This is a genomic window from Mycolicibacterium sediminis (assembly GCF_010731735.1).
Lineage (GTDB): Bacteria > Actinomycetota > Actinomycetes > Mycobacteriales > Mycobacteriaceae > Mycobacterium > Mycobacterium sediminis.
This window is the reverse complement of record NZ_AP022588.1, coordinates 1,595,068-1,620,534: the sequence shown is the minus strand read 5'-3', so window position 1 is coordinate 1,620,534 and position 25,467 is coordinate 1,595,068. Positions and strand designations below refer to the sequence as shown.

General features: G+C 63.6%; 19 protein-coding genes. 7 read left to right on the top strand and 12 right to left on the bottom strand.

Annotation, left to right across the window (positions count from 1 at the left end; translation table 11 throughout):
* Window positions 1–8 precede the first annotated feature (8 nt).
* On the bottom strand, window positions 9–1,103 hold the full coding sequence (locus G6N64_RS07805; protein ID WP_163796377.1) for a phosphotransferase: 1,095 nt from the start codon (window positions 1,101–1,103) through the stop codon (window positions 9–11).
* 276 nt (window positions 1,104–1,379) lie between these two features.
* Between G6N64_RS07805 and G6N64_RS07800 the strand changes: the two genes are divergently transcribed.
* The 5 genes from G6N64_RS07800 (at window position 1,380) to G6N64_RS07780 (ending at window position 7,400) form a co-directional block, all read left to right on the top strand.
* Window positions 1,380–2,057 (top strand): GntR family transcriptional regulator, encoded by a 678-nt coding sequence (locus G6N64_RS07800; protein WP_163796376.1) that lies wholly within the window; start codon window positions 1,380–1,382, stop codon window positions 2,055–2,057.
* Between the two features lie 283 nt (window positions 2,058–2,340).
* Window positions 2,341–3,774 carry a gamma-aminobutyraldehyde dehydrogenase gene (locus G6N64_RS07795; RefSeq protein WP_197748337.1) on the top strand — a complete coding sequence of 478 codons (1,434 nt, stop codon included), beginning with the start codon at window positions 2,341–2,343 and terminating at the stop codon, window positions 3,772–3,774.
* Between the two features lie 38 nt (window positions 3,775–3,812).
* Window positions 3,813–4,157 (top strand): RedY/HapK family protein, encoded by a 345-nt coding sequence (locus G6N64_RS07790; RefSeq protein WP_163796374.1) that lies wholly within the window; start codon window positions 3,813–3,815, stop codon window positions 4,155–4,157.
* Window positions 4,154–5,893 carry a phytoene desaturase family protein gene (locus tag G6N64_RS07785; RefSeq protein ID WP_163796373.1) on the top strand — a complete coding sequence of 580 codons (1,740 nt, stop codon included), beginning with the start codon at window positions 4,154–4,156 and terminating at the stop codon, window positions 5,891–5,893. The genes G6N64_RS07790 and G6N64_RS07785 overlap by 4 nt, the downstream gene beginning before the upstream one ends.
* 22 nt (window positions 5,894–5,915) lie before the next feature.
* A complete protein-coding gene (locus tag G6N64_RS07780) occupies window positions 5,916–7,400 on the top strand; it encodes an APC family permease (protein WP_163796371.1) in 1,485 nt (494 codons plus the stop codon).
* 88 nt (window positions 7,401–7,488) lie between these two features.
* Here the strand turns inward: G6N64_RS07780 and G6N64_RS07775 are convergent, their stop codons facing one another.
* The 5 genes from G6N64_RS07775 to G6N64_RS07755 form a co-directional block, all read right to left on the bottom strand.
* Window positions 7,489–8,151: an Rv1733c family protein gene (locus G6N64_RS07775; protein WP_163796367.1), complete on the bottom strand. Its 663-nt coding sequence runs from the start codon at window positions 8,149–8,151 to the stop codon at window positions 7,489–7,491.
* Between the two features lie 763 nt (window positions 8,152–8,914).
* Complete coding sequence (locus G6N64_RS07770) at window positions 8,915–10,651, bottom strand: diol dehydratase reactivase ATPase-like domain-containing protein (protein WP_163796366.1); 1,737 nt, start codon at window positions 10,649–10,651, stop codon at window positions 8,915–8,917.
* Complete coding sequence (locus tag G6N64_RS07765; RefSeq protein ID WP_163796364.1) at window positions 10,648–10,983, bottom strand: diol dehydratase small subunit; 336 nt, start codon at window positions 10,981–10,983, stop codon at window positions 10,648–10,650. The genes G6N64_RS07770 and G6N64_RS07765 overlap by 4 nt, the downstream gene beginning before the upstream one ends.
* Window positions 10,980–13,235, bottom strand: a complete 2,256-nt coding sequence (locus G6N64_RS07760; RefSeq protein WP_264002264.1) for a propanediol/glycerol family dehydratase large subunit — start codon at window positions 13,233–13,235, stop codon at window positions 10,980–10,982. Before G6N64_RS07760 ends, G6N64_RS07765 begins: the two co-directional genes overlap by 4 nt.
* Before the next feature lie 173 nt (window positions 13,236–13,408).
* Window positions 13,409–15,616 (bottom strand): oxidoreductase, encoded by a 2,208-nt coding sequence (locus tag G6N64_RS07755; protein ID WP_163796360.1) that lies wholly within the window; start codon window positions 15,614–15,616, stop codon window positions 13,409–13,411.
* Window positions 15,617–16,255: 639 nt separating this feature from the next.
* Here G6N64_RS07755 and G6N64_RS07750 point away from each other — a divergent pair.
* Together G6N64_RS07750 and G6N64_RS07745 are read left to right on the top strand one after the other, a co-directional pair.
* Window positions 16,256–17,053, top strand: coding sequence for a FadR/GntR family transcriptional regulator (locus tag G6N64_RS07750; protein WP_163796358.1), 798 nt, complete (start codon window positions 16,256–16,258; stop codon window positions 17,051–17,053).
* Complete coding sequence (locus tag G6N64_RS07745) at window positions 17,050–17,760, top strand: cache domain-containing protein (RefSeq protein ID WP_163796357.1); 711 nt, start codon at window positions 17,050–17,052, stop codon at window positions 17,758–17,760. The genes G6N64_RS07750 and G6N64_RS07745 overlap by 4 nt, the downstream gene beginning before the upstream one ends.
* Window positions 17,761–17,840: 80 nt before the next feature.
* Here G6N64_RS07745 and G6N64_RS07740 read toward each other — a convergent pair whose 3' ends face one another.
* From G6N64_RS07740 to G6N64_RS07715, 6 genes are all read right to left on the bottom strand, one after another.
* Window positions 17,841–19,346 (bottom strand): APC family permease, encoded by a 1,506-nt coding sequence (locus G6N64_RS07740; RefSeq protein WP_246231024.1) that lies wholly within the window; start codon window positions 19,344–19,346, stop codon window positions 17,841–17,843.
* A 335-nt stretch (window positions 19,347–19,681) separates the two neighbouring features.
* A complete protein-coding gene (locus tag G6N64_RS07735; protein WP_163796354.1) occupies window positions 19,682–20,434 on the bottom strand; it encodes an SDR family NAD(P)-dependent oxidoreductase in 753 nt (250 codons plus the stop codon).
* 42 nt (window positions 20,435–20,476) lie between these two features.
* Window positions 20,477–21,229 carry a glucose 1-dehydrogenase gene (locus G6N64_RS07730; RefSeq protein WP_246231022.1) on the bottom strand — a complete coding sequence of 251 codons (753 nt, stop codon included), beginning with the start codon at window positions 21,227–21,229 and terminating at the stop codon, window positions 20,477–20,479.
* A gap of 270 nt (window positions 21,230–21,499) precedes the next feature.
* Entirely contained in the window at window positions 21,500–22,390 is an 891-nt protein-coding gene (locus tag G6N64_RS07725) for an LLM class flavin-dependent oxidoreductase (RefSeq protein WP_163796350.1), read from the bottom strand.
* Between the two features lie 75 nt (window positions 22,391–22,465).
* Window positions 22,466–23,959: an NAD-dependent succinate-semialdehyde dehydrogenase gene (locus G6N64_RS07720; protein WP_163796349.1), complete on the bottom strand. Its 1,494-nt coding sequence runs from the start codon at window positions 23,957–23,959 to the stop codon at window positions 22,466–22,468.
* On the bottom strand, window positions 23,956–25,230 hold the full coding sequence (locus G6N64_RS07715) for an aminotransferase family protein (protein WP_174266773.1): 1,275 nt from the start codon (window positions 25,228–25,230) through the stop codon (window positions 23,956–23,958). The genes G6N64_RS07720 and G6N64_RS07715 overlap by 4 nt, the downstream gene beginning before the upstream one ends.
* Window positions 25,231–25,467: the final 237 nt, after the last annotated feature.

Here is a 25,467-nt window from a genome sequence, read left to right as displayed (position 1 = left end):
GGCCTTGGTCAAGGTCGTTCCCTTCCTGTCGGGGAGGCTGGTGTACCGGTGGAGATCAGCAGGGCTTCGACGGTCGACGTGGCTACCGACATCGCGTACCGCAGCCTGTTCCAGTCGAGAGCCGAGTGAGACGATCCGTAGTCTCGGCTGTGAGGGTGAACCGAGGCGCGCCAGCCGAAGATCAACGCCCGTAGGAGAAGCCGCGCAGGACCGGTGATGGCGAGCAGCGCCACGTCGTCGTCCGCCAAGCGACACTCCTGCCGGTAGCCGCGAACGATGTCCAGTGCACTGGCCCACGGTCGTTGCTCGTCGGCGCCGATCTGGTTGGCCACTGCAACACTGAGTTCGAACACGATCGGGCTTCGCACCACGTCGCCGAAGTCGATGATCCCGGTGACGAACTCGTCGGCCGCCGGATCGACGACGACGTTGAAGGGACTGAAGTCGCCGTGGATCATCTGGGTGTCCAAGTCGACGATCCGGGGGGCGACGTGGGCGTCGAACTGGTCGAAGATCCACGTAGCCATGGTCACGTCGTCGCGGTCGGTGACCCATTCCAGCAGCGGTCTCATGTGGGAGAAGTTCTTGAGATCCCAGATCAGCAGCCGGGAGTCGTCCGGATGCGTGAAGCCACCGAGCGCTCGATCCAGTCGAGCCAGGATCGCACCCACTTCAGCGAACTGAGCAGGCGTCGGCTGCGCGGACGCGAGAAGGCCGCCCTCGAGGTAGCTCAGGACGCGCAGGATGCGCGCGTTGCCGTCCGGGTCGACGACGGTGGACTCGGTCTGGCCGCGCACCCCGCGGATCAGCCGTTGCGCGGGGATCGGCTCTCCGGATTCCTCCAGGTGCAGCATGACGGCGGACTGCAGGTTGACGATCCGTGCGCTCTCCGACGCGGGAGCGATCTTGACGAGGAATCGACCTTCTGTGGTGGCGAGGCGGAACGTGTCGTCCTTCTCGGTGGGTATGCGCGTCAGCTGACCGCTCAGGCCGTAGAGCCGGCGCAGTTCGGCTGCGACCCGCTGCTCTGGGAACGCCTGGGCACCGTCCACCAGTGCGCTCTCCTGGGCGATGCGCGCGAGGACGCCGGAATTCGTGATCATGGCGTCGACTCGCCCGTCGGACCCATTTGGGTGGGGTGCGGTTGTGGTGCCGTACGGCGGTGTGTGGCGTTCGGCATCCGAGGTCTGGCCCCTTTCGCGATTGGAGGACACGCCACGGGTTACCGATGCGTGCTGTCCAGTTCGCACCCGGTCGGTGCGGGCCGAGTCGAGACTCTGGCGAGCGCAACTGTAGAACATTAGGGCAACACAGTCCAGGCCCTATGATTTCTCCAGTGGTGACCGTGAGCGATGTTGAACAGTTGTACGCTGGCGACCATGTCGGTGGCAGATCGCATTCGAATCGTCGGACGCAGCAGTGCGCAACAAATAGCCGACGGTCTGATGGACATGATCCTCGAGGGTGAACTCAAGCCAGGTGAGCGCATCAGGGAGAGTGTCATCGCCGAGCAGTTGGGAATCTCTCGCAATACGGTGCGCGAGGCCGTGCGCCTGCTGCAGGGGACCGGCCTTGTTCGATACGTCTTCAACCGCGGATTGGCGGTATGGAACCCCTCCGACGAGGAGGTGCTGGACATCTATCGCGCGCGGCTCCACCTGGAGACCGCAGCCGCGGCGTCGGTGGGATACGACACCGATCTGACGCCCCTGACCGCTGCGCTGGACGCCCTCAAGTTGGCGATGCCGACTCAGGATCCGCGCACGATCGTGGAGAAGGACCTCGACATACACCGCGCCATAGTCGGTTTGATGAACAGCCCGCGCCTGAACAAGTTCTACGACGAGCTGCTGGGCGATCTGCGGTACTTCCTGCTCATCCTGTCCCTGGACCACCATGAGTACGAGAGCGGTTCGACTCTGGAAGAGGAGCACCAGCGGATCGTCACGGCCTTCGCGTCTCGCGATCCCGAGCTGGCACGAGCGACCATTGCCGGAATCATCACCGAGAATCGCGACGAAGTGCGCAAGATCTTGGCCATTCGCACCGCCGGTTAGGAACCTGTCCGACCTCGACCGCACACCCGCTGGGTTGAGTCGCCTGCCCGCGGAATCGAGCACGTCGAATCGACGACACCGCGCGGGCCCCTGGGGGGCGGATCTTCGGCGCACGCCCCCGACACCAGCCGAGGCGATTCAATCGAGCCGCATTCGCAATGGATTCCGGCCGTCGTCTTGCGCGGCACTGTGGGCTGTGCTTAAGTCCAACATGTCAACTGTTCAACACTTGGACACAGGGCGGCCCTCGGGTGGTCGTCGCAAGAGTCTGGAGACACTTCACATGACAGACGGCCATCTCATGTACGTCGCGGGCGAGCACGTCGGCGCTGCGAGCGGAGCGACCGAAGAGGTCGTGAACCCCGCCACGGGCGAAAAGATCGCCACCGTCCCCCTGGGCGATGCGACCGACGTGGATCGCGCCGTGGCCGCGGCGGAGGGGGCCTTCGACGACTGGGCAGCCACCACCCCTGGGAAGCGGGCCGAGCTGTTGTTGAAGTTGGCCGACCGGTTGGAGGCTCACGCCGAGGAGTTCGCGCAGCTGGAATCCCGGAACGTCGGTAAACCCATTGCCGTGGCCCGCGACGAGGTTCCCTTCGGCGTGGACAACATGCGCTTCTTCGCCGGCGCCGCCCGCGTACTCGAGGGTCGCGCCGCCGGCGAGTACTCCCCCACCCACACCAGCATCATTCGACGTGATCCACTCGGCGTCGTCGGCAGCGTCGCACCGTGGAACTTCCCACTCGTCATGGCGATCTGGAAGCTCTGCCCCGCCCTGATGACCGGGAACACCCTGGTGCTCAAGCCCAGCGAGCAGACCCCGCTCAGCACGCTGCGATTGGCCGAACTCGCAGCGGATCTGTTCCCGCCCGGTGTGTTCAACGTCGTCACCGGTCACGGCGACACCGTAGGCGCCGCGTTGACCTCGCACCCGCGGGTACGCATGAGTTCGCTCACCGGGGACACCAACACCGGCAAGGTCGTGGCACGTGCGGGCGCCGACAATCTCAAGCGTCTTCACCTCGAATTAGGTGGCAAGGCACCGGTGTTGGTGTTCGACGATTGCGACGCCGAGTTGGCGATCACCAAGATCTGCGAAGGCGGCTACGGAAACTCCGGGCAGGACTGCATGGCCGCCTCGCGGGTCTACATCGCCGAAGGGATCTACGACGAGTTCGTCACCGAACTCGTGCGTGCGGTGTCGAAGGTCGCCATGGGTAGCCCAGAACTCGAGTCCACCGAGATGGGCCCCGTGATCTCCGAACGTCAGCGCGATCGCGTCGCCGGCTTCGTCGACCGGGCAGTCTCGACGGGACCGGCCGCGCTGGCGGTCGGCGGACTCGGCGAGGGACCCGGTTTCTGGTACAAGCCCTCGCTCATCGTCGACGCGGCGCAAGACTCGGAGATCGTGCAGAAGGAGGTCTTCGGACCAGTCGTCACGACCACCCGGTTCAGCGACGAGGCGCAGGCGTTCGCATGGGCCAACGACGTCGAATACGGCTTGGCGGCATCGGTGTTCACCCGCGACGTCGGCCGCGCGATGCGTGCAGCCCGCAAGCTCCAGTTCGGCACCGTGTGGATCAACGACCACCTGCCGATCGTGTCTGAGATGCCACACGGCGGCTTCAAGCAGTCCGGCCACGGCAACGACATGTCGATCTACTCCGTCGAGGAGTACACCGAGATCAAGCACATCATGATCAACCTCGCGTCCTAGACGACACGCCCCTACACAGCCACCTTGGAGCCCCTGCGATGACGTCAACCAGCCGCTCGGTGATAGCGGTCAACCTGTTCTCGATGCTGCCCGGAGTAGACCCGGCCGCCTTCGAGCGCTTCTCCACCGAGGTCGACCGGCCGACGTGTCTGGCTCACCGCGACGTCGTCAGGCGGTTCGAAGCCTTTCGCGTCCACGAGGCACCCGATGGAGCCCCCGCGGACATCCTGGAAGTCATGGAGGTCACCGACTGGGCGGCGTGGGAACAGCTCCGCGACACCCACCCCACGATGAAGCCCGTCACCGACGGATTCGACGAACTTGTCGACCCGGCCACCGTACGCACCTACTTCACCCACCCGATCCCTGGAGAACTCCGATGACCCACCCCACCACCACCACCTACGACGCGATCGTCATCGGCGCCGGACACAACGGTCTGATCACCGCCGGCTACCTCGCCCGCGCCGGCAAGAAGGTCCTCGTCGTCGAGGCACGCGACGTCGTGGGCGGCGCGTGTACCAGCGAGGAATTGATCCCTGGTGCCACCTGGTCGTCGTGTGCGTTCATCGCCAGCCTGCTGCGCCCCGAGATCATCGCCGACCTCGAACTCGAACGCTACGGCCTGGAGATGTACCAGACCGAAGCGAACGAGGTCAGCATCTTCCCGGACGGTAGCCATCTGTTCGTGTGGAAGGACATGGACAAGACGCTCAAGGAGATCGAGAAGTTCTCCAAGCGTGATGCCGCCGCCTTCCTGGACTTCGGCCTGCGGGTCAAGAAGTTCGCCTCCATCCTGACGCCGTTCCTGCTGTCGCCGGCACCGAGTCGCTCGCAGGTGTTGGCAGCGTTCGAGGCCGCCGGCGCCGAGGACCTGTTCAACGAGATGGTCCTGCTCTCCACCAAGGACCTACTCGACCGGTACTTCGAGAACGAACACATCAAGGGCCTCTTCACCTTCTTCGGGATGATCTCGGTCTGGGGCGGCCCGTCGACGCCGGGCACCGGCTACGTCTATGGGCACCACTCCGTCGGCGAGTTCGAGGGCACCCTCGGACAATGGGGCTTCGTCAGGGGCGGAATGGGTGGCATCACGCAGGCGATGGCCCGCAGTGCCGAAGCGCACGGAGCCGAGATCCGGCTGAACTCACCCGTTCGGCAGGTCGTCGTCGAGCGAGGACGGGCGTCGGGGGTCGAGTTGGTCAGCGGTGAGGTCATCTCGGCGCGCACGGTCATCTCCAACGCCGACCCGCAGCGCTCCATGCTCCAGCTACTGCCGGCCGGCACCATCGACGCGAAACTGACCGAGAAGCTCGAGGACTACGACGCCCGCGGCTCCATGGCGCGCATCCACCTGCTGATCGACGAACTGCCCGACTACATCGGCTTCCCGGCCGGCGAGTTCGGACCGCAGCACCAGGCCCAGGCCATCATGGGTGCCTCCATCGAGAACTTCGAACGTGCCTGGGAAGCGGAGCGGCGGGGCGAGATCCCCGAGGACTTCGTCATCGAAGCAGTCATCCAGTCCACCCACGACGACACGTTGGCACCGCAGGGCAAGCACACCATGACCCTTGGTGTGCAGCAGCTCCCGTTCGAGCTGGCCGGAACCGACTGGGACACCATCCGAGACGAGTGGGCCGACCGCGTGCTGGAGGTGCTGTTCCGGTACGCCCCGAACCTACGCGGGCACATCCTCGAGCGAGTCATCATCACCCCCAAGGACCTCGAACGTGACTACGGCCTGACCGGCGGCAACATCTTTCACGGTGCCATGTTCTTCGACCAACTCTTCAACAATCGACCCACCCCGGAGCTGGCCGACTACCGCACCACCGTCGCCGACTACTACCTCTGCGGCTCGGGCACCCACCCCGGTGGCGGCGTGATGGGCGCCAACGGACACAACGCCGCTCAGGTCGTCATCGCCGACCTCAACGGCACGGCTGCACCCGCCGCGGTGCGTGTCGGCCCGGGCCCCAGAGCCGGCGTCGTCGACCGGGCGATGGAAACGGTCATGGGCAGCAAGACCGGCAAGAAGCTCGGCTACACCGTCGCAACGACCCCGGCACTGCGCAAGGTCGTCAAGTTCGCCGCACGTAGCAAATCCACTCGCTGACCTCTACCCCAAAGGATCCGCCATGCTGCATCAGGACGAACCCCAAAAGTTGGCGACTGCCAAGGAACCGCCCGCCGGATCAACGGGATTGGCTCGCAACCAGATCGGCGTCCTTGGCATCGTCTTCTTCGTCGTGGCCGCGGCCGCGCCGTTGACGGTGGTGGTGGCGCTCTTCCCGGTCATCATCGGCTCCGGGAACGGTATCGGCATCGCCGGCGCATTCGTGGTGGTCGCCCTGGTGCTGACCATCTTCGCGGTCGGTTACGTGGCGATGAGCAAGCACATCACCAATGCCGGAGCCTTCTACGCCTTCATCACCCGAGGCCTCGGTCGACCACTCGGGTTGGGATCCGCCTCGCTGGCGATCTTCGCCTACAACGCGATTCAACTCGGCGTCATCGGCGGGTTCGGCTACTACGCAGCTGAGTTCGCCTCCAAGCACACCGGCGTCGACGTCCCGTGGTGGGTCTTCTCCTTCATCGCGATGGGAGCGTCGTTGTTCCTCGGGGTCCGGCAGATCCATGCCGGTGCCCGCGTGCTGGCCGTGCTCCTGACGCTGGAGACCGCGATCATCCTCATCCTCAACGTCGGCATCCTGGTCAACTCGCCGACGCCGGTCAGTGACTACTCCTTCGAACCGTTCGCCCCGTCAGCGGTGTTCGCCGGCGCCATCGGCGTCGCATTGATGTTCGCTCACGCTTCGTTCATCGGCTTCGAGGGCACCGCCATCTACGGGGAGGAAGCCAAGGACCCCAAACGGACCGTGCCGCGGGCCACGTACGCCTCGGTGATCTTCATGGGCGTCTTCTACGCGGTCACTGCATTCCTCATCGTAAACGCCGTCGGCGTCGGCAACATCGCCGGTCTCGCAGCAAGCGAAGGCGGCAACCTGGTCTTCGCGGTCAGTGACAGCGTGCTCGGACGCGTGGGGACCGAGGCGTTCCAGTTGTTGGTCATCACCAGCCTCTTCGCGGCCATTCTCACGTTCCACAACAACGTGGCCCGCTACCTGTACTCGCTTGGCCGACAAGGTGTCATCTGGTCCCGTCTGGGCACCACCCACCCGACTCGCCAATCACCCGCCGTCGCCTGCTACGTCCAGATCGGCATGGTCGCCGTCGTGGTCGCCATCTTCGCCATCTTCGGTCTCGATCCCTACACAACGCTGTTCACCTGGTGGACCGGCGTCGGCGCCGCCGGAATCATCCTGCTGCAGACCATCGCGAGCGTGGCGATCTTCGTCTTCTTCCGCCGCTCCAACGTCGACAAGCGACCCTGGAACACCTTCATCGCACCGCTTCTCGGCATCGCAGGCCTGATGCCCTTCCTGTGGTACGCGGTAACGGGAATGGACGTCTTGCTCGGCGGTGGCGGCTGGCTCCAGTTCACATTCACCGCGATGCTGTTCGCCTCACTCGCCATCGGCGTCATCGGCGCCTACGTCATCAAGGCCCGGTCACCCCAACGCTACGCACAGCTCAATTCCACCCTGGGTGACCGCGTCTGAACGCATGCGAGACTTCGACGAATCCGGCGGGCGCGATGGGGTCCGCCGGGTTCGTGTGCCGGATCGACGTCGTGACGTGATGGCCTGCTCATAGGTCGTGGCTGGCCCAGCCGTCGTCGTTGTGCGCCAACAGGCGAAACTCACGGTGCCAGCACGCCGCACGGACGTGATCGAGGTAGCGACGGAATCCGAAGGCCAGCAGCGCGCAGAGCCCTACGATGCCGACCCATACGGCCCACGCCCGCCCCGCAGCATCCGCTTGCGCGTCGACTTCTCGGTCTGGGGCAGAGACCACTGCACCCGCGTCGTCGAGCCACACGGTCACCGGCGTCTTCGCCGCGACGAACGACGGATTGGTGACGACTTCGGATCGACGGTGCGATCCCTCGAGCCATTCGACACGGACAGAAGCGTCTGCCCCGAGGCGGCGAGGCGCTGGGCTCGAACTGTCCGCGGTTGCGACTGCCACGACGGAGTGCCGGGACTGCTGCTGTGCGCTGATCAGTTGCATGCGATCTGCGTACGCCTCATCACCCTCCCGCTGGGCAACGGGGATGACGAGTAACGCTACTGCCAAGACCATCAGGACCGCCAGTGCCTCCAGACGGTCGCTCGTCCGGACGAGGCGGTTGCGACTCAGTGCATGCAGCAGCCAACGGACCCGGAGTGCAGGGACGGACCTGTTCACCGTCACGCCCGCGCCTTTGGTTGCAGCGAACCAGTTGTTACAACCACGTTTCCATGCTGGCACTCCCCGAGCCGGGCGAGCCAATCGTGCGCGTTGATAGCGACAGAACTCACAAAGGGGGTCGCAGCGACGTCACGGCAGATCCCTGGGGACTGCCAGGCGGTTCGTCAATCTTGGCAGCGCAGTTTTGGGATCGGTAGTGCACGTCTGTTGGTGATGTTGCGGCATCGACGCCGAATCGCGACGCGGGACCAGAGGGGCACGTCATGAGGCACCAGCGCAGGCGGATGATCGCCGGAGCATGCTGTGCGCCGGCGTCGCCATCACGGGACTCGGCCTGTCCACCGGCCTGTCTGCGGGCATCGCCCAGGCTGAGGTCCCGCTTGACGGCCCTTTCAGTGGTGCCCGGGAGATCCGCTCCGCCGGTAACCGGCCACAAGCGGATCAACCCGGTGCGCTGGGACGAGGGCATCTGGCCATGAGTACTGGATGGTCCATCACGGGGCAGGGCAGGGGTAATCACAACGCCCTTTGGACAACCACTCATGAAAAGCGACGCTTCTGAATAAGAACGTGTCAGAATCACTTACATGATTTCAAGGTCCTGGCATGGGCTGTCTGATCAGTTCTCCTCGAGAGGACCGTCCTCGGAGTGCACGAAAGCTGCGACCCGCAGAAGGTCGTCCCCATCGTGTCGGTGCAGAACCCCTCCAACCTGACAAACCGCCCCGCCGAGCCCCTGCTGGACGAGCCCGCGAGGCAGGGCATCGCCGAACGTCGCGGCCGACCAACTCGGCGGTGCGGCAGTCCTGGCGCGACCGCTCGATTAGGAAGAAGCCTCGGCTTCATGCGTTGTGCTCTGGGAGCGACTGCACGCATCGAGATGCACGAGGCCGGATGCCACCGCGTAGCGCGGACCGTGAATGGAGTCGACGTTCGCGCGTCCGACCACCACTCCGGTGGCACGCATCAATTCCCCGACGGTACGCATCAGTTCGTCGTCGAGCGCCCCTCCCCCAGCGAGCAACAATGCGGCAGGTTGGTTTCCGAATGAACGCAGGCATCGAGCGATATTGGCCGCGACGGTCTGCTGCTTGATGGCCAATCGGAGGCTGCGCCATTCCTCGGGGGCCAGCGAGTGTACGAACGGCACGAGGCCCGCGGTACCGCGCGTGCACAGACGACCGATTGTGTCGGCTGCCGCAGGGGTGGGTAAGAACTCGCGTCTGCCGTCTTCTTCATGTGCGATGTGAGGCCCTTCGACCAAGATCGCGGGTGAGCGTTTCACCCGTTCAGCCAGTGCGCGGGGTATTCCCAACACAGCGGCTACCGCCGAGGTAATGGATTCGCCCGCCCCCGCTGCGGTAACAACGGTGTCGTCGGCGATGAGGTCGACGGTGCCGCCGCCTATGTCGCACACCATCGTTCCTGGCGGTACGCCAGGGGTAGTGAGCGCACCCGCCGCGGCGGCGCGGGGTTCGCCGGCGACGGTCCGCGTGGGCCTCCCGGTCAACGTGGCGACCGTCGTCGCCGCGTCGCTGACGACGTCAGTCGCGAGTAGCGCGACGACGCTCCCGCGGGTGTCCACGGTGCCGCGTCGCAACCACGATCCATCGTCGATGGCTGCCAGGCTGGTGAAGTACGCATCGTCCACGGAGAGTCCTGCTGACGCGCTTGGCATGGTGTTGAGTTTGACGTAGGCCACCGAACCTACCGGGGCCGTGTGTAGGAGGTCCGCAGCCTCGGCGACCGGGTAGCGAATGAGGCGTCCACCGGTGTACACGTCGGCGAAATCGATGGAGGTCGATTGAGGTTGAGCCGGGCGTTCGTCGAGGGTTATCGCCAGGGCGGGCGCATCGGAAAGCTCCCTGGCGAATCGGGCGACATCGCTCAGGACTTCGTGCGGCAGACCGAATGTCGCGGACAGCGCGATGGGATCGGTGAGCGCCCGGTAGGCGCGGCCGCGCTCCACGACCTCGACGGCGACGCAAGCGCCCATCGCCAGACCAGTCAAGTCGACTTCGTCGACGATCGGCAGATCGATGGGGATGCGGTTGTGTATGAGCACGGCGTCGTCGTCCGCGACGAGTACTCCAACGATCTGCCACTCACGCGCGAGTGCGGCCGTGATCGCGCTCGCTGCGTAGTCGAAATCGGTACCTGACGGAACCGAAACGACGACCTGGTCGTGCCAGACCGGTTGCACGAGCGCTGCCAAGGTGACGTGGCGCCCCACGGCGACGCCGCTGCCGGCGGGTGTACTGGCATGGCGGTGACGCATGCTCCGCAGGGGCGCGTGGGTTGGCGCAGTGATGGAGATCGGTGTGGTGGCAGTGTCGACGGGTCGAAGTTCCGAAAGCAGGAGTTCGTCGACTCTCAGGTCGTGTTCGACTTCCATCTTGTGCAGCAGCGCGGTAGCACCTTCAAGCGAGTCGTAGGACCCCTTGCGGTCGCGGGTGTGCGCGTTGCCGTGAGCCAGCATGCGTACGTGTCCATTGCTGGATTCAGCCAGCACGATCTCGGTCGTGTGGTTTCCGACATCGATCCCCCCGACCAGTGTCATCGCAACAATCCGCGGCGCTCGTAGATTGCGCGTGCCTCGCGCACCAGCGCAGCGCAGCGCCGCGCATGGTCGCCCTCGAGCCGCACAGCTAGAGCGTCGAGTTCGACAGCAGTGGAGCGGTTGGGGCGCAAGGCCTCATACAGCGCCATGACGGCGTCGTCCGACATTGCCGCCATCTCTGCTGCGCGACGGAAGTTGTCAGCAAGCTGGGGATTGCCATCGGCGGCCGCCACCGCCGCTTGATGCTCCAGCACATCAGCATCCATGCGGAGCAGTTCCGATCCAAGCTTTTCATCGACAGCGGCCGCAACTGTCAGGTCATCGACGTTCACTGCACCCTCACCTTCACCGTCTGCGGGGCCTTGCCGGGTTCGCTGGCAGCACGTTCCAGGGCCACCAGCGCCACGACGCGGGCATGGTAGCGCGCGGAGATCGACTCTTCCGTGCCGCCCGAGAGAATGGGCACGGGGACCATCCCCTTGGCATGCCGCGCGGCGTTCTTGCCGAGCTCCCTGTACCGCTGCGCAGTCAGTAGCGGTGCAACACTGAATAATTCAAGATTGGCTAGGGGCGCCAGATCGCGTCGGTGAATCAACGCCGTACCCTTTGCCTGCAGACCGATACCGATACCTGAGCCCGATAGCCGCGCAGCGGTCAGGCCGATCATGCCCACATCGATGGTCGATCTCATTCGTACGTATCGTGCGACACAGCCTTCTTCTTCGAGGCCTGCCGAAATCTGCCGCAGCACCTCGCCCACCGGCAGACCACACAGCGACACCCACACAGTTGAGGCGAAGGCCGGTGAAAGGCCGATGCATACTTCGCGCGGGTCTGTCCCTGCGTGCGCCTCCCCGATCACGTCGAGAGTGATGTGGTCGCGATGGTCATCCTGGTCTGCCGTCCATTGGCCGGTGGTACGCGCTTGGCGGATATCGTCGATTTCGCGTCGCCGTTCGGTAGTCAGCGCGTATCCAGTGGCCGGCCCGGTGTAGTCATTTGGATCGGTGATCTTCGAGAGCACGTCGAGGTTCTCATCGAAGATGGCGGCCGTCTGAAGTTGATCGCCGCTGAGTCTCTTGCGGGTCAGCGCCATGATGGTCTCCGCCTCGGGGACGAACCCCGTGCGGTGCAACGCGGCGATGATGTCGAAGACGTGCAGTTGCCTTGCTTCGATGGCCTGCGCCGCCTCGGCGACCTTCTTGGGATCACCAACGGGTAGGTCGCGCGAACCGTTGGCCACGACTACGGCGTCGACCCAGGCGTCGTCGTAATCGGCCAGTCCAAGGTCTCGGTACACCGCCTGTACCGCCGATGCTGCGCGGCGCCGCACTCGGGCGAGATGCTCGGGAGTGACCGTCCGTAGTCCGCCGTCCACCCCCCAGTCCCGTTGCAGCACCAGGTAGTCGTCCATGTCATCGGAGTTGAAATTGGATATGGCGAAGCAATTGTCGTATCGAGGTGTCGACCCGAAGCCGCCGAAGTAGAAGTCGGCCCCCCCGAGCAGTGTGGGAAGCGTGTGCGCGGTACGGCGAATGTCGGACTCCGAGATGAGGTTGTCGTTGCCTGCGCAGAGTTCCATGTCGCGCATCATCACCATCAGGTTCTCCGCGATGAGTTCTTTCATGCCTTCGGGCACGGATGCGACGACGCCCACGCCGTCGAGCCCCCCGTTTTGGACTCCCTGGGAGCCGAGAGCTCTGGCCAGCGAGACGCACCGAGACTCCAGATACAGTATCGAGCACCGCTCCGCGGCGCCCATCAAGACCTCTGACCCTCCGCCGCTGCTGATCCGCATCTTCAGGCCGCGCGACGCGTAAGCCGAGGTGAGGATGGCCTTCGAGTACGGGGTGTCGTCACCGTCGGTGAAGACCTGCTCCGTGCCGTAGACGGATACGGTCTCCGCATAACTGGTCAGGCCGCGCAACCCCAGCCGCAACTCGAGGGCTTCCTCGATGGAGCACTGCGCCATCGCGCCGGCGACCCCAACCTGCGAGCCGATGAGTAGGGATACCGCATTGGAGGGCGCGTCACTGAGGACCACAGTCGTTGTCTCGAGTTCCCGAAAGCCGTGTGCCACAGCGCTGGCAGCGTCGGCGGCCAGCAGCACCGGGTCGTCGAGCTGGTTGGTGACGTGCGCCTGGTTGCTCGGTGTACGCCGGGCGCGCATCTTGCCCATGGCGACCTGGAGTTCGGCAGCGTTCAGTAGAGCGACAACGCGGGCAAGCTTGGCCGGAGTAGTGCCGCCGATGAGCCTCACGACCTCGGCGCGGGGCACGTTGATGTCCACGACCATGCGGGCCAACTGTTGGTCCGGCGTGCTCATGGCTTCCTCGGCGACGGAAAGATCGATCCCACGGTTCGCGATGAACTCGTCTATGACGTCGAAGTCATTGCGCGCCTTACCATCAAGATCGACGATACGTCCGCTCTCGATGACCAGCGAAGGTTCGGGATCGAACGGGCTGGACATCGCAATGAGCCCCAGCTCGGGGTCGGGCACGCTGAACCCATCGAGGTTGACCGGACGGGCGTCGAGGACGCGCATCCGTCCCAACCTTTCGTGCTCACCGGTGTGGTCCATGTTCACTGGCTACCTTCTCATCGATGGTTCATGTGGTGCCGGCGGCACCGGCCGAGCTGTCTTGTCCACCCTGCAAACCGCTGTGCTCGCGGCGGAGGGCAGTTCGGTTCGCATCGGCCGGCGCCTACTCGGGTGCACCCGAACCGACGGTGCCACGACTCCCACGGTGCCGTCTAGACCAGGAGGTCTCCCTCAACGACCGGTCGCGCGTCACCGAGCTTGGGAAACGTCTCGTGACCCCACACCTGGCGCTCGCGGATGAACGGCAAGGGACGTTGCGGGTCGGGAGATTCGAACTCCCGGGCAAGTCGATGCCCGTCGAACACCGCGTCCATGGCGTGGCGCGGCTGCACGCAATCGCCAATCCGATAAACGGCCTTGACGCCAGATTCCTCCCACCGACCCCTAGCCTCTTTCAGGCCCGCGTAGAGCTCAGCATTGGGGACTCGCGAGGTGGTGAGAATGAGCGCATCGCAGGCAATCTCGGTCACCTCGTCTGAGAACGTGCGGCCCCACTGACCTGGCCGCTGTTCGCTTAGCGCAGCGGAGTCCTTATAAAGAAAGAACAGCTGCAATTTGCCGCCCTCGTACCCCACGGCCCAATGGTTGCGGATGTACCCGATGCCCTTCTCGTGCATGACCCGCTTGTTGTTTGGCATTTCCATCGTGAATTTGGAGAACTCGAAGACGTCGTGCGTGTTGGTGACTATGGTGACGTTCTTACCGCGGTCAGCCATCATTTCGGCCATCGCGAACCCGACGAAGTGCCCATCACCGTCGAGCACCACCACATTCGACCCGGGAACTTCCTTGCCCGCCATAATCTGCTCAGGAGTCAAGACATCGGGTCGAGATGCATCTACGCCCTGCAGCGGGAGATGCGTCTCAGGACCGAGACCCACCGTGGACCAGTGAGATCCAGTCGCGATGACAACCTTCTCAGCGCCGTAGTCCAGCACGTCGTCCACTGTCATGGGCGCGACCCCAAGCTGAATCTCGACGTTGTCGAGCTTCGACATCATGACCTCGCGGTAGTCGATTACGCGTCCGTACTCACTGCAGCGCGGATACTTGGCAACACTCCGCCAGTGCCCACCCAGTTCATTCGCGCTGTCCCGCAGATGCACGAGGTAACCGCGCCGTCCCAACGTCAGCGCGCACTCCATGCCCGCGGGCCCCGCGCCAACGACCAGAACAGTCTCGGGTTCAGTGACCGTGGTGAACTTCTCGGGGTGCCAACCGCGGCGATACTCTTCGCCGGTGGTGGGGTTTTGGGTGCAGTACATCAGTGCTTGCTGCTGCATGCGTCCCACACACATGTTGCACCCTATGCACTCGCGTACTTCGTCAGTGCGACCTTCTGAGATCTTCGTGGGGAGGAATGGATCCGAAATCGACGGTCGTGCGGCGCCGATGATGTCGCACTGGCCGTTTCGGATGGCGACGACCATGTCGTCGGCCGAGGTGAATCGCCCGTTGCTGACCACGGGAACGCTGACCAAATCCTTGGCACCTTGGATGAACGGTGCCGCCCAATTCGATTCCCGAAAGCGCGAACTCCCGGCGTCCTCGCCCCATTCCTCGTAGTCACCGATCTTCAGCGACCACAGGTCGACCACACCTTCCTTCTCCATGATCTCGAGGAATTTCGACCCCTCGTCGAAGTGCTTGATGCGGTGGTCGCCGTTGACGGTGTCCACCTCGAAGCGCGTGGTCACCGCCATCGAATCGCCTACTGCTTTCTTCAGTGCCGTCATCAACTCGATGTAGAACCGGGCACGGTTTTCAAGAGAGCCGCCGTACTCGTCGGTGCGATGGTTGTATCGGGTCTCCAAGAATTGCAGCGGAATAGTGGAGTCGCCGCCGGAGACCTCGGCGATGTCGAAGCCGGCCTGCTCTGCGCGCTTGGCGCCGAGGATGTACATGTTGATGATCGCACGGATGTCGTCGTGGTCGGCGTAGGACGCATAGACATTGCGTTCCGGGAACACGTTTGACGGTAGTGGCGACGGCCCGCGTGCTGTCTCGCGGGCCTCGAGACGCGGCGAGTGCATGCCGTTGTACCAGAGTTGCACCGCGGCCAGTGCACCGCGCTTCTGAATCTCTTCGGTCAGATGGCCAAGATTGATCACATCCCCGTCATCCCAAAGCCGTGAGGACGTCCAAGGGAACTCGTCGGATTCGGGATGTATCGAGCAGAAGTCGCTCGAGACGACCCCCCAGCCACCTTCGGCCTTCATACCCCGGAAACCGGCTTGAATTCCCGGGCGTTCCGAGCCGTACCCGGTGGAATGGGAGGTCGCCCAGAAACGATTACGCATCGTCTTCGGGCCGAACGTCACGGGTTCGAAGAGGATGTCGTGCCGTGGGTCGCGAGACATGTCGTGTACTCCCTTTGGGCTGTGCCGGGGCCGGCGATGGGTGAGACGTGGAAGTTGTTGCTCAGGTGTCGAGTGCTGACATCAGGTGCTAGATGCGCGTGTAGATCTCGGCCGCGATAGACGCCGTGTCGAGGTCTGCCGCGCCAGTGACGGGAGCCTCGACGAAGGCCTTGCCGTCCGTTGGGCTGACGCCATTGATGGTCTGGCACCGTGCGCGCGCCGGTAACCCCCGCTGGCGAAGTCTTACACCTCGATGGTTACCGATCGGTCCTCCTGGGCTACGAACGGCGCCGCGGCGGGGCGGCACAATTGGGGCGGTCGAGGGAGCCGAGGCTGGGGGGGTGTGCCCTCTGCCGGAGCCCTCGAGGACTACGCGTGCCAAACATTTAATATCCACTGTTATATCTTTTTTGCATGATCTGCGCAACACCCTCTCACGAGGCTCCGGCTGGGGTTTCGGGCGAGCGGATCTCGACCACTCCACACGGCGCCCGGCGGCGGCCCGCGAACGCGCCATCGGGGCTCGGCGGTATGCCAAACTGTGAAGGCCTGTTGTTAACGTCTTTGTGCGGACCAGTAAAGGCCGGGATGACCTCGGTAGCGCAACCGCAGGGTGAGGATGGATTGCAGATGCCCCCCGTGGCAGACCCCGGAGAGACAGCGGGACTCGCCGACGACAGTGTGTTCGCAGTCAGTTCCTCGCTGCTGCAGGTGGCTTTAGATCCCCTGGACTCGTCGACGCGTGCGGACGTGGTGACGAAGCGACTCCAACAAGCCATCGCGCTCGGCCTGCTTAGAAGCGGAGCACCGTTGCCGAGCGAGGCGGATCTGGCGTCCCAGCTTCAGGTTTCCAACGTGACGCTGCGGGCGTCGTTGGCTGAGCTGCGCCGGGAGGGTCTGATCGAGACGAAACGCGGACGCGGGGGTGGCAGCTTCATTCGGTCGGGCGCAGGACATGACCAAGCGATCCTGCGCCGCCAGTTACTCTCGCTCAACATCGACGAAATCCGTGACACCCGTGATCTTCAGGTAGGGGTCACCGGACGGGCCGCGTATCTGGCGGCCGAGAGAGCCAGGGGATACGAGGTTGGCAGACTCTCGAGTTTCGCTCAGGCCCTCGCCGCAGCCTCAACACCAATAGCGCGCGTCAAGGCAGACTTCCGATTTCACGCGGAACTCGCGGCCGCAACGCGATCGGCGCACCTCACGCGAGTGGAGATTGGCATCATGACTACGTTGTCGCCGCTGCTGTGGATCGAAGGATGCGAAGCTCGCCCCGCACATCAATCTTCAACCGAACATCAGGCCATCGTCGAAGCTGTCGCAGCACGCGATCGAAATGCCGCACGAATGCACGCCGAGGAGCACGTACATCGCACACTGGACGGTCTCATCGAATTGCGCATGGAACTCGGCCGCGTCGAGGACCGAGCATGACGCGGGAGTCGGCAGCTCGAGCGCGAAGAAGCCTCAGCCGCAAGTTGGTCACGCTCAGCAAGCAGGTCAACGTCCTGCTGGATTCCATGCGCGCGCGCGTCGAGGAGGAGGCCGCCGGATCCGCTGGCGAGTCCGCGTTGCGCCTAGCAGGCTTCGAGGCATTCGTTCGCGGTCTCTATGACAGCCAAGACACACCCGTGCTTGGGATGGGATTCCTCCCGAACCCAAAAGCGTTGCCGGACACAGCGGTACGATGGTGGTACCACAGTAGCCGCCAACCAGACAGCAGGGGTGGTCTAAGGCCGCTTGCGGTCGGTCTGCAACCCGACGCCATGGACTTCTACGACACGACCTCGACGGAGTGGTGGCACCGAGGTGCGACGTCGGAGGGCCCAGTGGTCTCAGGTCCATTCGTGGACATCAGTGGCACGAACGCCTATGTCGTGACCTTTGCTCAGGCGGTGAGATTGTCCGAACGACTCATTGGCTTGGTAGCTGCCGATATCACTGTCGCCACGCTACAAACCTTGTGCCAAAACCATCTTCTGGACATGCCTCGCCCGACCAGCGTCATCAGCAGCGAAGGCATGGTCATCGCGACGAATGCGGGCGCCCTGCTGGGTGGTGTGGTGGAACAGGAGGCAACTGCCCAGGGCCGAAGCGCGCCGATAAGCGGCACGTCCTGGTACCTCACCACTGCTCATTGATTCTCCGGACGGCCCACAGCTCGCGCAGGCGGCGTGATCGCGGCTGCAACCACGCAACCCGCGCGAGCTGCGCTGCCCGATCAGGTGGTCGTCTTGACCGGGATGGCATCCGAGTAGGGGCCAGTGCTGTCTTCTGCCCGTCCCGATGCCAGCATGTAGACGAGTCCGATACCCACGACGACGACGGCCGCGAGAAGGACCAGATAATCGTCATACCAAGCTGCATCGGGGTTGCGCGGCCACATCATGTTGACCACCGCACCGACGCCCCAGGCCAGCGCCGCTAGGTTGACCGGGAGGCCCCACCGACCCATCGTGAACGGGCCCGACGGAACCCATCCCCTCAGGCGAGCCCGGAGTGCAGCCAAGACCACCATCTGGAAGCCGATGTATATACCTGCCGTCGCGAAGGAGACGATCTTGAAGAGACCGTCCTCGGAGACAAGGGCAATGAGCACCAAGACGCACGGGATGATTCCGGTCACGACGATCGCTGCCGGAGGGATTCCGAGGCGCTCATTGAAGCGCGACAGCAGATGACTGCCCATGATCATGTTGTCCCTCGCATACGCGAACATCAAGCGGCTCGACGCGGCTTGCAAGCTCAGAGTGCACGCGAAGAATGAGATGAGTACGACTACGAGCACGATCGTTGATCCGATGGGACCGAAGGACTGCAACAAGATTTGATTGATCGGGTCGGTGTTCTCTCCGCTGATGACGGCTGCGAAGTCGGTGATGGCGAGGATCAGCGCCAGACACACGAAGATGGCTGCACCGCCGCCGACATAGATCGTCATACGCATGGTCTTGGGGATGTGGCGGCTCGGGTCCGGGACCTCCTCCGCCACATCGCCGCATGCTTCGAACCCGTAGTACTGGTAGACACCGATGAGGCCGGCGGCCAGGAAAGCGGCGACGTAATTGCGGCCGTCGCCAACACCGTGTGTATCGAAGAGGACGTCCAGGCCGTGGTGCCTGCTGAACACCAGCAGCCACGCACCCACGGCGAGAGCGCCGATGAGTTCGGTGACGAATCCGAACTTGGCCACTGCCGAAAGGACCCTGGTGCCTGCGAAGTTGGTGAATGTAGCGACGGTCATCAAGGCAATTGCGAGGAGGATGCTGGTATGCACGCTGTAGTCGACGCCGAGCAGAGCCGAGAGGTAGGGCCCCGCACCGTAGGTGTTAGCCGCCAAGGTCGCGAAGAGGGCAAACATGTAGACCCAGCCCGTCATCCATGCCCACTTACGACCCCACAGTCGGCGGGCCCAGGGGTAGATGCCACCAGCTACCGGGAACTGCGACACCACCTCGCCGAATACCATTGCGACGAGCAGCTGCCCCACACCGGCAATGACCAACGTCCAGATCATCGGCGGTCCGCCGGTGCCCAGCGCGATGGCGAACGTCACGTAGATGCCGACCACTGGAGAGAGGTAGGCGAATCCAATTGCGAAGTTTGCCCATAGGCTCATCTCCCGCTTGAACTTGGGCTCGTACCCCAGGGCGGTCAGTGCCGCATTGTCGCCGGCCAGTTCGCCCGCGGGTGGTTCAGACGCTGAGGTGGATTTACTCGTGGTCACACTGGTCTCCGAAATCCTGTGATGCCGAGAGGGGACTGCCCTCGACGGTGATGGAGCGCGGGATCGGCAAGTGCGGCTCATTCGTCTTCTTTGGCGTGTGTGCGTGATGGGGTTGCCAGTCCAGCGCTGCGACGCCCAGTCGAGGCGTGGCAGGCATCACCCTACAATGATTTTTCATTTAATGATGCATGTTTTACAAGCGTCTTTGGGATGGGCTTCTAGGGGCAGCCACCTCGGTGTCCGGAACACTGGGGTGTCACACGAAGAAATGCCGGTCGGCCATGCGGCCGCCGGCTTCCCCTCCGCCCCAGGCCAACTGCGCCGACGGGCCTGCTCTAGTACGTCTTGGCGATCAGCGCCCCATCGACGACGAGCGAGGTGCCGTTGATGAACGACGCCCGCTCGCTCAGTAAGAACGCAGCCCCCTCAGCGACCTCGCGCGGATGTGCCATTCGCTTGCCTGGGTAGGCGTTCTCCATCTCTTCGCGCGCAGCCGCAGGATCGTCAGTGCCGTTGAAATATTGCGCGATCATGGGGGTTTCCATGTCGCCGGGGCATAGGCAATTGCAGCGGATGTTGTCTGCGGCGTAGTCGATAGCGATTGCCTTCGTCAGACCGAGCACACCGGTCTTCATGGCGGTGTACGCGCCGAGATAGCCATCCGCCGTGAAAGACAGGATGGAGCCGATGTTGACGATCGCACCTGGGGTAGCACGCTCGCGGAAAGTGTTGACGGCGTGCTTGCAACCCCAAAACGCGCCCGTCAAGTGCGTCGCGATCAAGGCGTCCCACAGCTCGTTCGTCGTCTCGTGAAGCCGGCTCTCCCCTAGTATTCCGGCGTTGTTGACGATGAAGTCGAACCCGCCGTAGGTGTCGATGCAGAGCTTGATCGCATCGAGGAAAGTCTGCTCGACCGTGACGTCCCCTCTCACGTCGATGACGTGCTCAGGGCGCACCTCGCCCGCGGGTCGACCCGATCTCGACAGTGCGACGACACGGCCACCCTGTTCGCCGATCACATTGACGACTTCGGCACCGAGCCCTTTGTGGCCACCGGTGACGATGCCAACCTTGCCTTCTAGGTCCATTCTGCGTCTCCTTCGTCTAGTCAGCTGCGTGTGGTCCAAGCGCTACTGCGCGAGGTATCCGCCGTCGACGGCGATCTCAGTACCGGTAACGAACGACGATTCGTCGGAGGCCAAGAAGACTATGGCACCGGACACTTCACTTGGTTCGGCGCCGCGACCCATGGGTGTGAGGGCGATGAGCGCAGCGTTGTTCTCCTCGCCCTCCTCGATCGCCATTTCTGTCATGATCATGCCGGGGCAGACGTTGTTGACCCGGATCTTTTCGGCGGCATGACCAATGGCAGCACTGCGCGTCATCATCCGTACCGCGCCTTTACTGGCTTGATAGGACAGATAGTCTCCGACACCGCTCACGCCCCAGATGGAGCATATGTTGACTATCGAGCCTCCCCCGGCCGACCGCATCAACGGTATTGCATACTTCATACCCAAGAACACCCCTGTCTGATTGACAGCAATGGTGCGGTACCAAGCCTCCTCGGTTTCGTCGGCAGCGCCCAACATCGAGCCAATGATGCCGGCGTTGTTGACCAAGGTAGTCAGAGTGCCGTATTCCTCTGTGGCGATGCGAAATACGCGCTGCCAGTCGTCGGCGCTCGTGACATCGGCTCGTGTGAACGTTGCCCGCCCTCCGTCGGCGCGAATACTAGTAGCAACCGCCTCTCCGAGGTCGTCCAAGACGTCCGACAATACGATTGCTGCGCCCTCCCGCGCCATCGCACGAGCGTGAGCGGCACCCATTCCGCGCGCGGCGCCCGTGACGACGACCACCTTGCCGGCCAGACGGTTCGTCAATCCATTCTCCCTCGGGGTGGTCACAGGCGAGAGGCGTATTACCCTACCGCGCATTTCGATGTAACACTACATGTTAAATGTCGGGTGTGGCCCGATTCAGCTACCCGGGAGAATTCGACACGAGTCCCGCGAGCTCTGTCTACAGCAGTTCGCGTTCGGTGCGGCACGAAGAGTCGGCGCCACACCTCGTCTCTCAGCGCATCTCAATGTGGAGAAACCGCAGGCTGCGATCCGTTGACGCAGTGCGGGTCTGACTCACTTCCATGTGGTTCATCTGTTTGCCCTGCCGTTGAGCAGTGGTTGCACTTCTCTCGCGGCGAGTGTGACGAATTCAGTGAAATCAACGTCGGGGGCAGGCTGAAGGACGATGGTGTCGGCTCCGGCATCTACCCAACGTTCAGCTGCCTCGGTCACTTCTTGGGCGGTGCCGTAGGCAGCGAGATCCGCCGTGGTGTCGAAGCCCCACTTCTCCAGCTCTTCCACGGCACGGGCCTTGGCATTATCACCAAATGTAGTCTGCAAGTACGTGATCGCGGAGTGCGGTACGTCGTCGGGGCGGCGGGCTTGTCCCTCGCGAATACTCACGACTGACTCGCGCAGCATCTGCGGTGTCGTCCAACTGGCGAAGACTGTTGCCGTCGCGAGTTCACCGCTGAGCTGAAGGGTCTTCGGTCCGGTTGCGGCGCAAAGAAGATCGACACCCGGCTCCGGCGGCCACGCCAACTTGACTCCATCGAGTTTGACGTACGTGCCGTCGACCGTGACCTCGTCGCCATCCAGTAACGATCGCAGAGCCATCAGATACTCACGCAAGAACGTCATCGGCGAATCCACCTTGGCGCCAATTTGTTTCATCCAGTCTTGGACACCATGCCCAACGCCGATGCGGACCCGGCCCGGGTACACCCGGCACAAGGTTGCGATCTCCATTGCAGTAAGGGCGACGTTACGCATCGGAGCGGGTAGCACGCCCACCGCAACGGTGAGCCGGCTGCTGTTGGCCAAAGCGATGGCCGCAGCGGAGATGCCTCCGTTGAAGAAGCAATCCTCGAAGATCCACAATTCGTCGAGACCAGCGTCATCGGCTGCGAGAGCAGCGGCGGGCAGTTTCTCCGGCGGATTTTCGGGGCGGAAAACACAGCCTACTTTGATGTCAGTCACCGCGTCAGTCCTCTCCGGTTGTGGTCACCGATGGTTGTCATGATTGGCCTCAACTCGTCCGATTTGCAGCATGTTTCACTCAGTTGTGCGACGGGCGACGTTGTAGAAGCGTGTCTCCTGGTATTCCTCGAGCCCCTCGGCGCTCCCCTCCCGGCCCATACCGCTGTGTTTCATCCCGCCGAACGGTGCGGCTGCGCTGGAGGGCACACCTTGGTTGATCCCAACCAGTCCGGTGTGCAGTGCATCGGCGACATTGAGCGCGCGATCCAGGTTCTCCGTGAAGACGTAGCCGGCGAGGCCATAGACGGTGTCGTTGGCCCGGGCGATGGCTTCGCCTTGAGTCGCGAAGCGCTGGACTGCCGCGATGGGACCGAAGATCTCGGTGTTGGCGATCTCAGCGGTGACCGGCACGTAATCGAGAAGGGTCGCTTCGAAGAAGTAACCTCTACCTCCAATGGCCGTACCGCCGGCGCGCACGGTCGCGCCGTTGCCGACAGCGTCGTCGACGAGCTTCTGCATGTTCGCCACCGCACGGTCGTCGATCAGCGGGCCGAGGTCGACGTCGTTGGCGAGGCCATCGCCGACGCGTGCGGCCGCGAGTTTCTCGGCCAGACCCTCGACAAATGCGTCTGCGATACCTTCCTGGACGAAGATGCGGTTCGCGGCGATACACGACTGACCCCCATTGCGCATCTTCGCCGCGAAAGCTCCATTGACGGCGCGCTCGAGATCGGCGTCGTCGAACACGATCAGCGGTGCGTCGCCACCGAGTTCCATGGAGGAACGCAAGACGTTGTCCGCGGCGAGCCGAAGCAGCACCTTGCCGACACCGGTGGAGCCGGTGAAGGACACCTTCCGCACCCGCGCGTCGGTGAGGATCGCTTCGCTGAATGCGGACGCATTAGTAGTTGTGACGACTCGGACGAGTTCGTCGGGAACCCCGGCTCGTCGCGCAAGGTCGACAGCGAAGAATGTGGCCAGCGGCGTCAGCGTCGCGGGTTTGATGACCGCGGGGCATCCAGCCGCCAAAGCCGGTGCGATCTTTCGTGTCGCCATGGCGAGGGGAAAGTTCCACGGCGTGATCAGAACTGAGAGCCCGACAGGAGCGCGGCGGGTCAGCAACGTGCCACCGCCCGTTGGTAGGTCCCGGACATTACCGCCCGGGCGCACGGCCTCCTCGGCGTACCAACGGACGAAGTCGCTGCCGTAGGTCACTTCTGCGCGGGATTCAGCCAGCGGCTTGCCCATTTCCCGGGTGATGAGCAAGGCGAGTTGGTCGGCGTGCTCGATCAGCAGGTCGTACCAGCGGCGCAGGACATCGGCACGCTCCCGGGGAGTGCGTGCGGCCCACTCGCGGCCGGCCTCGTCCGCTTCCGACACCGCGCGAAGCGCGCCGTCGACATCGATATCGGGTACGGCGGCCACCAAATCGCCTGTAGCAGGGTTGAAGACGTCGGCATTGCGCGCGCTTTTGGGCAAGGTCAAGGCAGCTACTACTGCATCGGCCGCTGCAGCCTGCCGTGGGTCGGCGATTTGCACGCTTCTCTCTGCCGTCAGTTCCGGGCTCATTTGGACTCCTCCTCAACCAGAACGTGGGAGATGGCGCCGACGTACTGAGTCAGTTCCTCGTCGGTCGTGATGAAGGGAGGGCTCAGTTGCAGCGTGTTGCCGCGCAGGGGGCGTGAGATGAACCCGATGTCGATCAGTTTGTCCGCGATGACTTCCGCGGACAGGTCCCCCCGCAGGGTGACACCCCCGAGGAACCCGGCCACTCGAACATCAGCCACGCTAGGGCGGTCGGCGTTCAGCTGATTGAGCTGTACGCGCAACAGCTGTTCGAGTTCGCCGGCCCGCTCTACCAGGCCATCGCGCTCCAGCACGTCGAGATTGGCCATGGCCACTGCGCAGGCGGTGGCGTGACCGGCGTAGGTGGCTCCGTGCCGGAAGATCGGCGTAGCGGTGTCATCGACGTAGAACGGCTCCCAGACACTCGGAGACACCAGCACGCCGCCGAGTGGCGCATAACCCGAGGTGACACCCTTGGCGAAGGTGATGAGGTCGGGGCTCAGTCCGAACCTGTCCGCGGCGAACATCGAGCCGGTCCTGCCGAACCCGGTGATGACCTCGTCCAGGACGAACAGGATGTCGTTTTCTTGACACAGCTGTTGGAGCGTCTCCAGATAACCCGCTTGAGGGGGGTTGACGCCGCCGGTGCCCTGAATGGGCTCGGTCACGATGGCAGCGATGTTTTCAGCGCCTACGTCCGCGATCACGCCCTTGAGGGCATCGACGTCGTGTACGGGCACCCGACGTGTCTCCGGCACGAGGGAGTCGGTGCCATAACCGTCGCGGTTGAACTCCAGGCCGGCGATGCTGGTTCCGTACGCATGCAGGCCGTGATAGGCGAACTCACGGCTGATGATCGTGGTCTTGCTGGTGCGCCCCTCGCGCTGCCAGTGCCGGCGCGCGAGCTTGCATGCGACATCGATCGCGTCCGAACCACCTGAATTCAGGATCACCTTCGGATTGTCGATCGGCGACATGGCGGCGAGTCGGTTCGCGAGCGCCAAGGCCTGGTCATTCACGAAGCGGCCGAAGATGTGGTACGTCTCGAGCTTCAACATCTGGGTGTGCGCGGCGGCGGCAAGGTCGGGGTGACCGTGGCCGACGTTCGCGTGCCACAAACCGGCCGTACCGTCGAACAACCGCTGCCCGTCCGCGGTGTAGACGTAGGCCCCCTCACCGCGTTCGATCACCAGTTGTCGGCCGAGCACAGACGGAAGATGCGCTTGGGCGGACCACAATGCTGGTCCATCGAGGATGTCTGAATCTACCGTCATGGCAGTACCTTTCGAAATCGGAACTCGCTGAAGTTAGGCCGCCGACGAAGCCGTCCTGCAACTGCAGCCCGTCCTCGACGCTGATCACCGCCCCCACCTCGTCGTGCGCGACCGATTAGCACCCAACCTTCAGTGGTACGCCCAACGTACTGCGGAGAACCATTCATTAAAATTGACGCTTTCGAACATGTACGTGTCAGAATCACTTACATGTTTCAGGGTCCTGGCATGGACGTC

Bases quoted from the DNA above. Each gene is read 5' to 3' on its own strand.
- G6N64_RS07805 (WP_163796377.1), bottom strand. From the start codon at position 1,103: ATGATCACGAATTCCGGCGTCCTCGCGCGCATCGCCCAGGAGAGCGCA.
- G6N64_RS07800 (WP_163796376.1), top strand. From the start codon at position 1,380: ATGTCGGTGGCAGATCGCATTCGAATCGTCGGACGCAGCAGTGCGCAA.
- G6N64_RS07795 (WP_197748337.1), top strand. From the start codon at position 2,341: ATGACAGACGGCCATCTCATGTACGTCGCGGGCGAGCACGTCGGCGCT.
- G6N64_RS07790 (WP_163796374.1), top strand. From the start codon at position 3,813: ATGACGTCAACCAGCCGCTCGGTGATAGCGGTCAACCTGTTCTCGATG.
- G6N64_RS07785 (WP_163796373.1), top strand. From the start codon at position 4,154: ATGACCCACCCCACCACCACCACCTACGACGCGATCGTCATCGGCGCC.
- G6N64_RS07780 (WP_163796371.1), top strand. From the start codon at position 5,916: ATGCTGCATCAGGACGAACCCCAAAAGTTGGCGACTGCCAAGGAACCG.
- G6N64_RS07770 (WP_163796366.1), bottom strand. From the start codon at position 10,651: ATGACACTGGTCGGGGGGATCGATGTCGGAAACCACACGACCGAGATC.
- G6N64_RS07760 (WP_264002264.1), bottom strand. From the start codon at position 13,235: ATGGACCACACCGGTGAGCACGAAAGGTTGGGACGGATGCGCGTCCTC.
- G6N64_RS07755 (WP_163796360.1), bottom strand. From the start codon at position 15,616: ATGTCTCGCGACCCACGGCACGACATCCTCTTCGAACCCGTGACGTTC.
- G6N64_RS07745 (WP_163796357.1), top strand. From the start codon at position 17,050: ATGACGCGGGAGTCGGCAGCTCGAGCGCGAAGAAGCCTCAGCCGCAAG.
- G6N64_RS07735 (WP_163796354.1), bottom strand. From the start codon at position 20,434: ATGGACCTAGAAGGCAAGGTTGGCATCGTCACCGGTGGCCACAAAGGG.
- G6N64_RS07720 (WP_163796349.1), bottom strand. From the start codon at position 23,959: ATGAGCCCGGAACTGACGGCAGAGAGAAGCGTGCAAATCGCCGACCCA.
- G6N64_RS07715 (WP_174266773.1), bottom strand. From the start codon at position 25,230: ATGACGGTAGATTCAGACATCCTCGATGGACCAGCATTGTGGTCCGCC.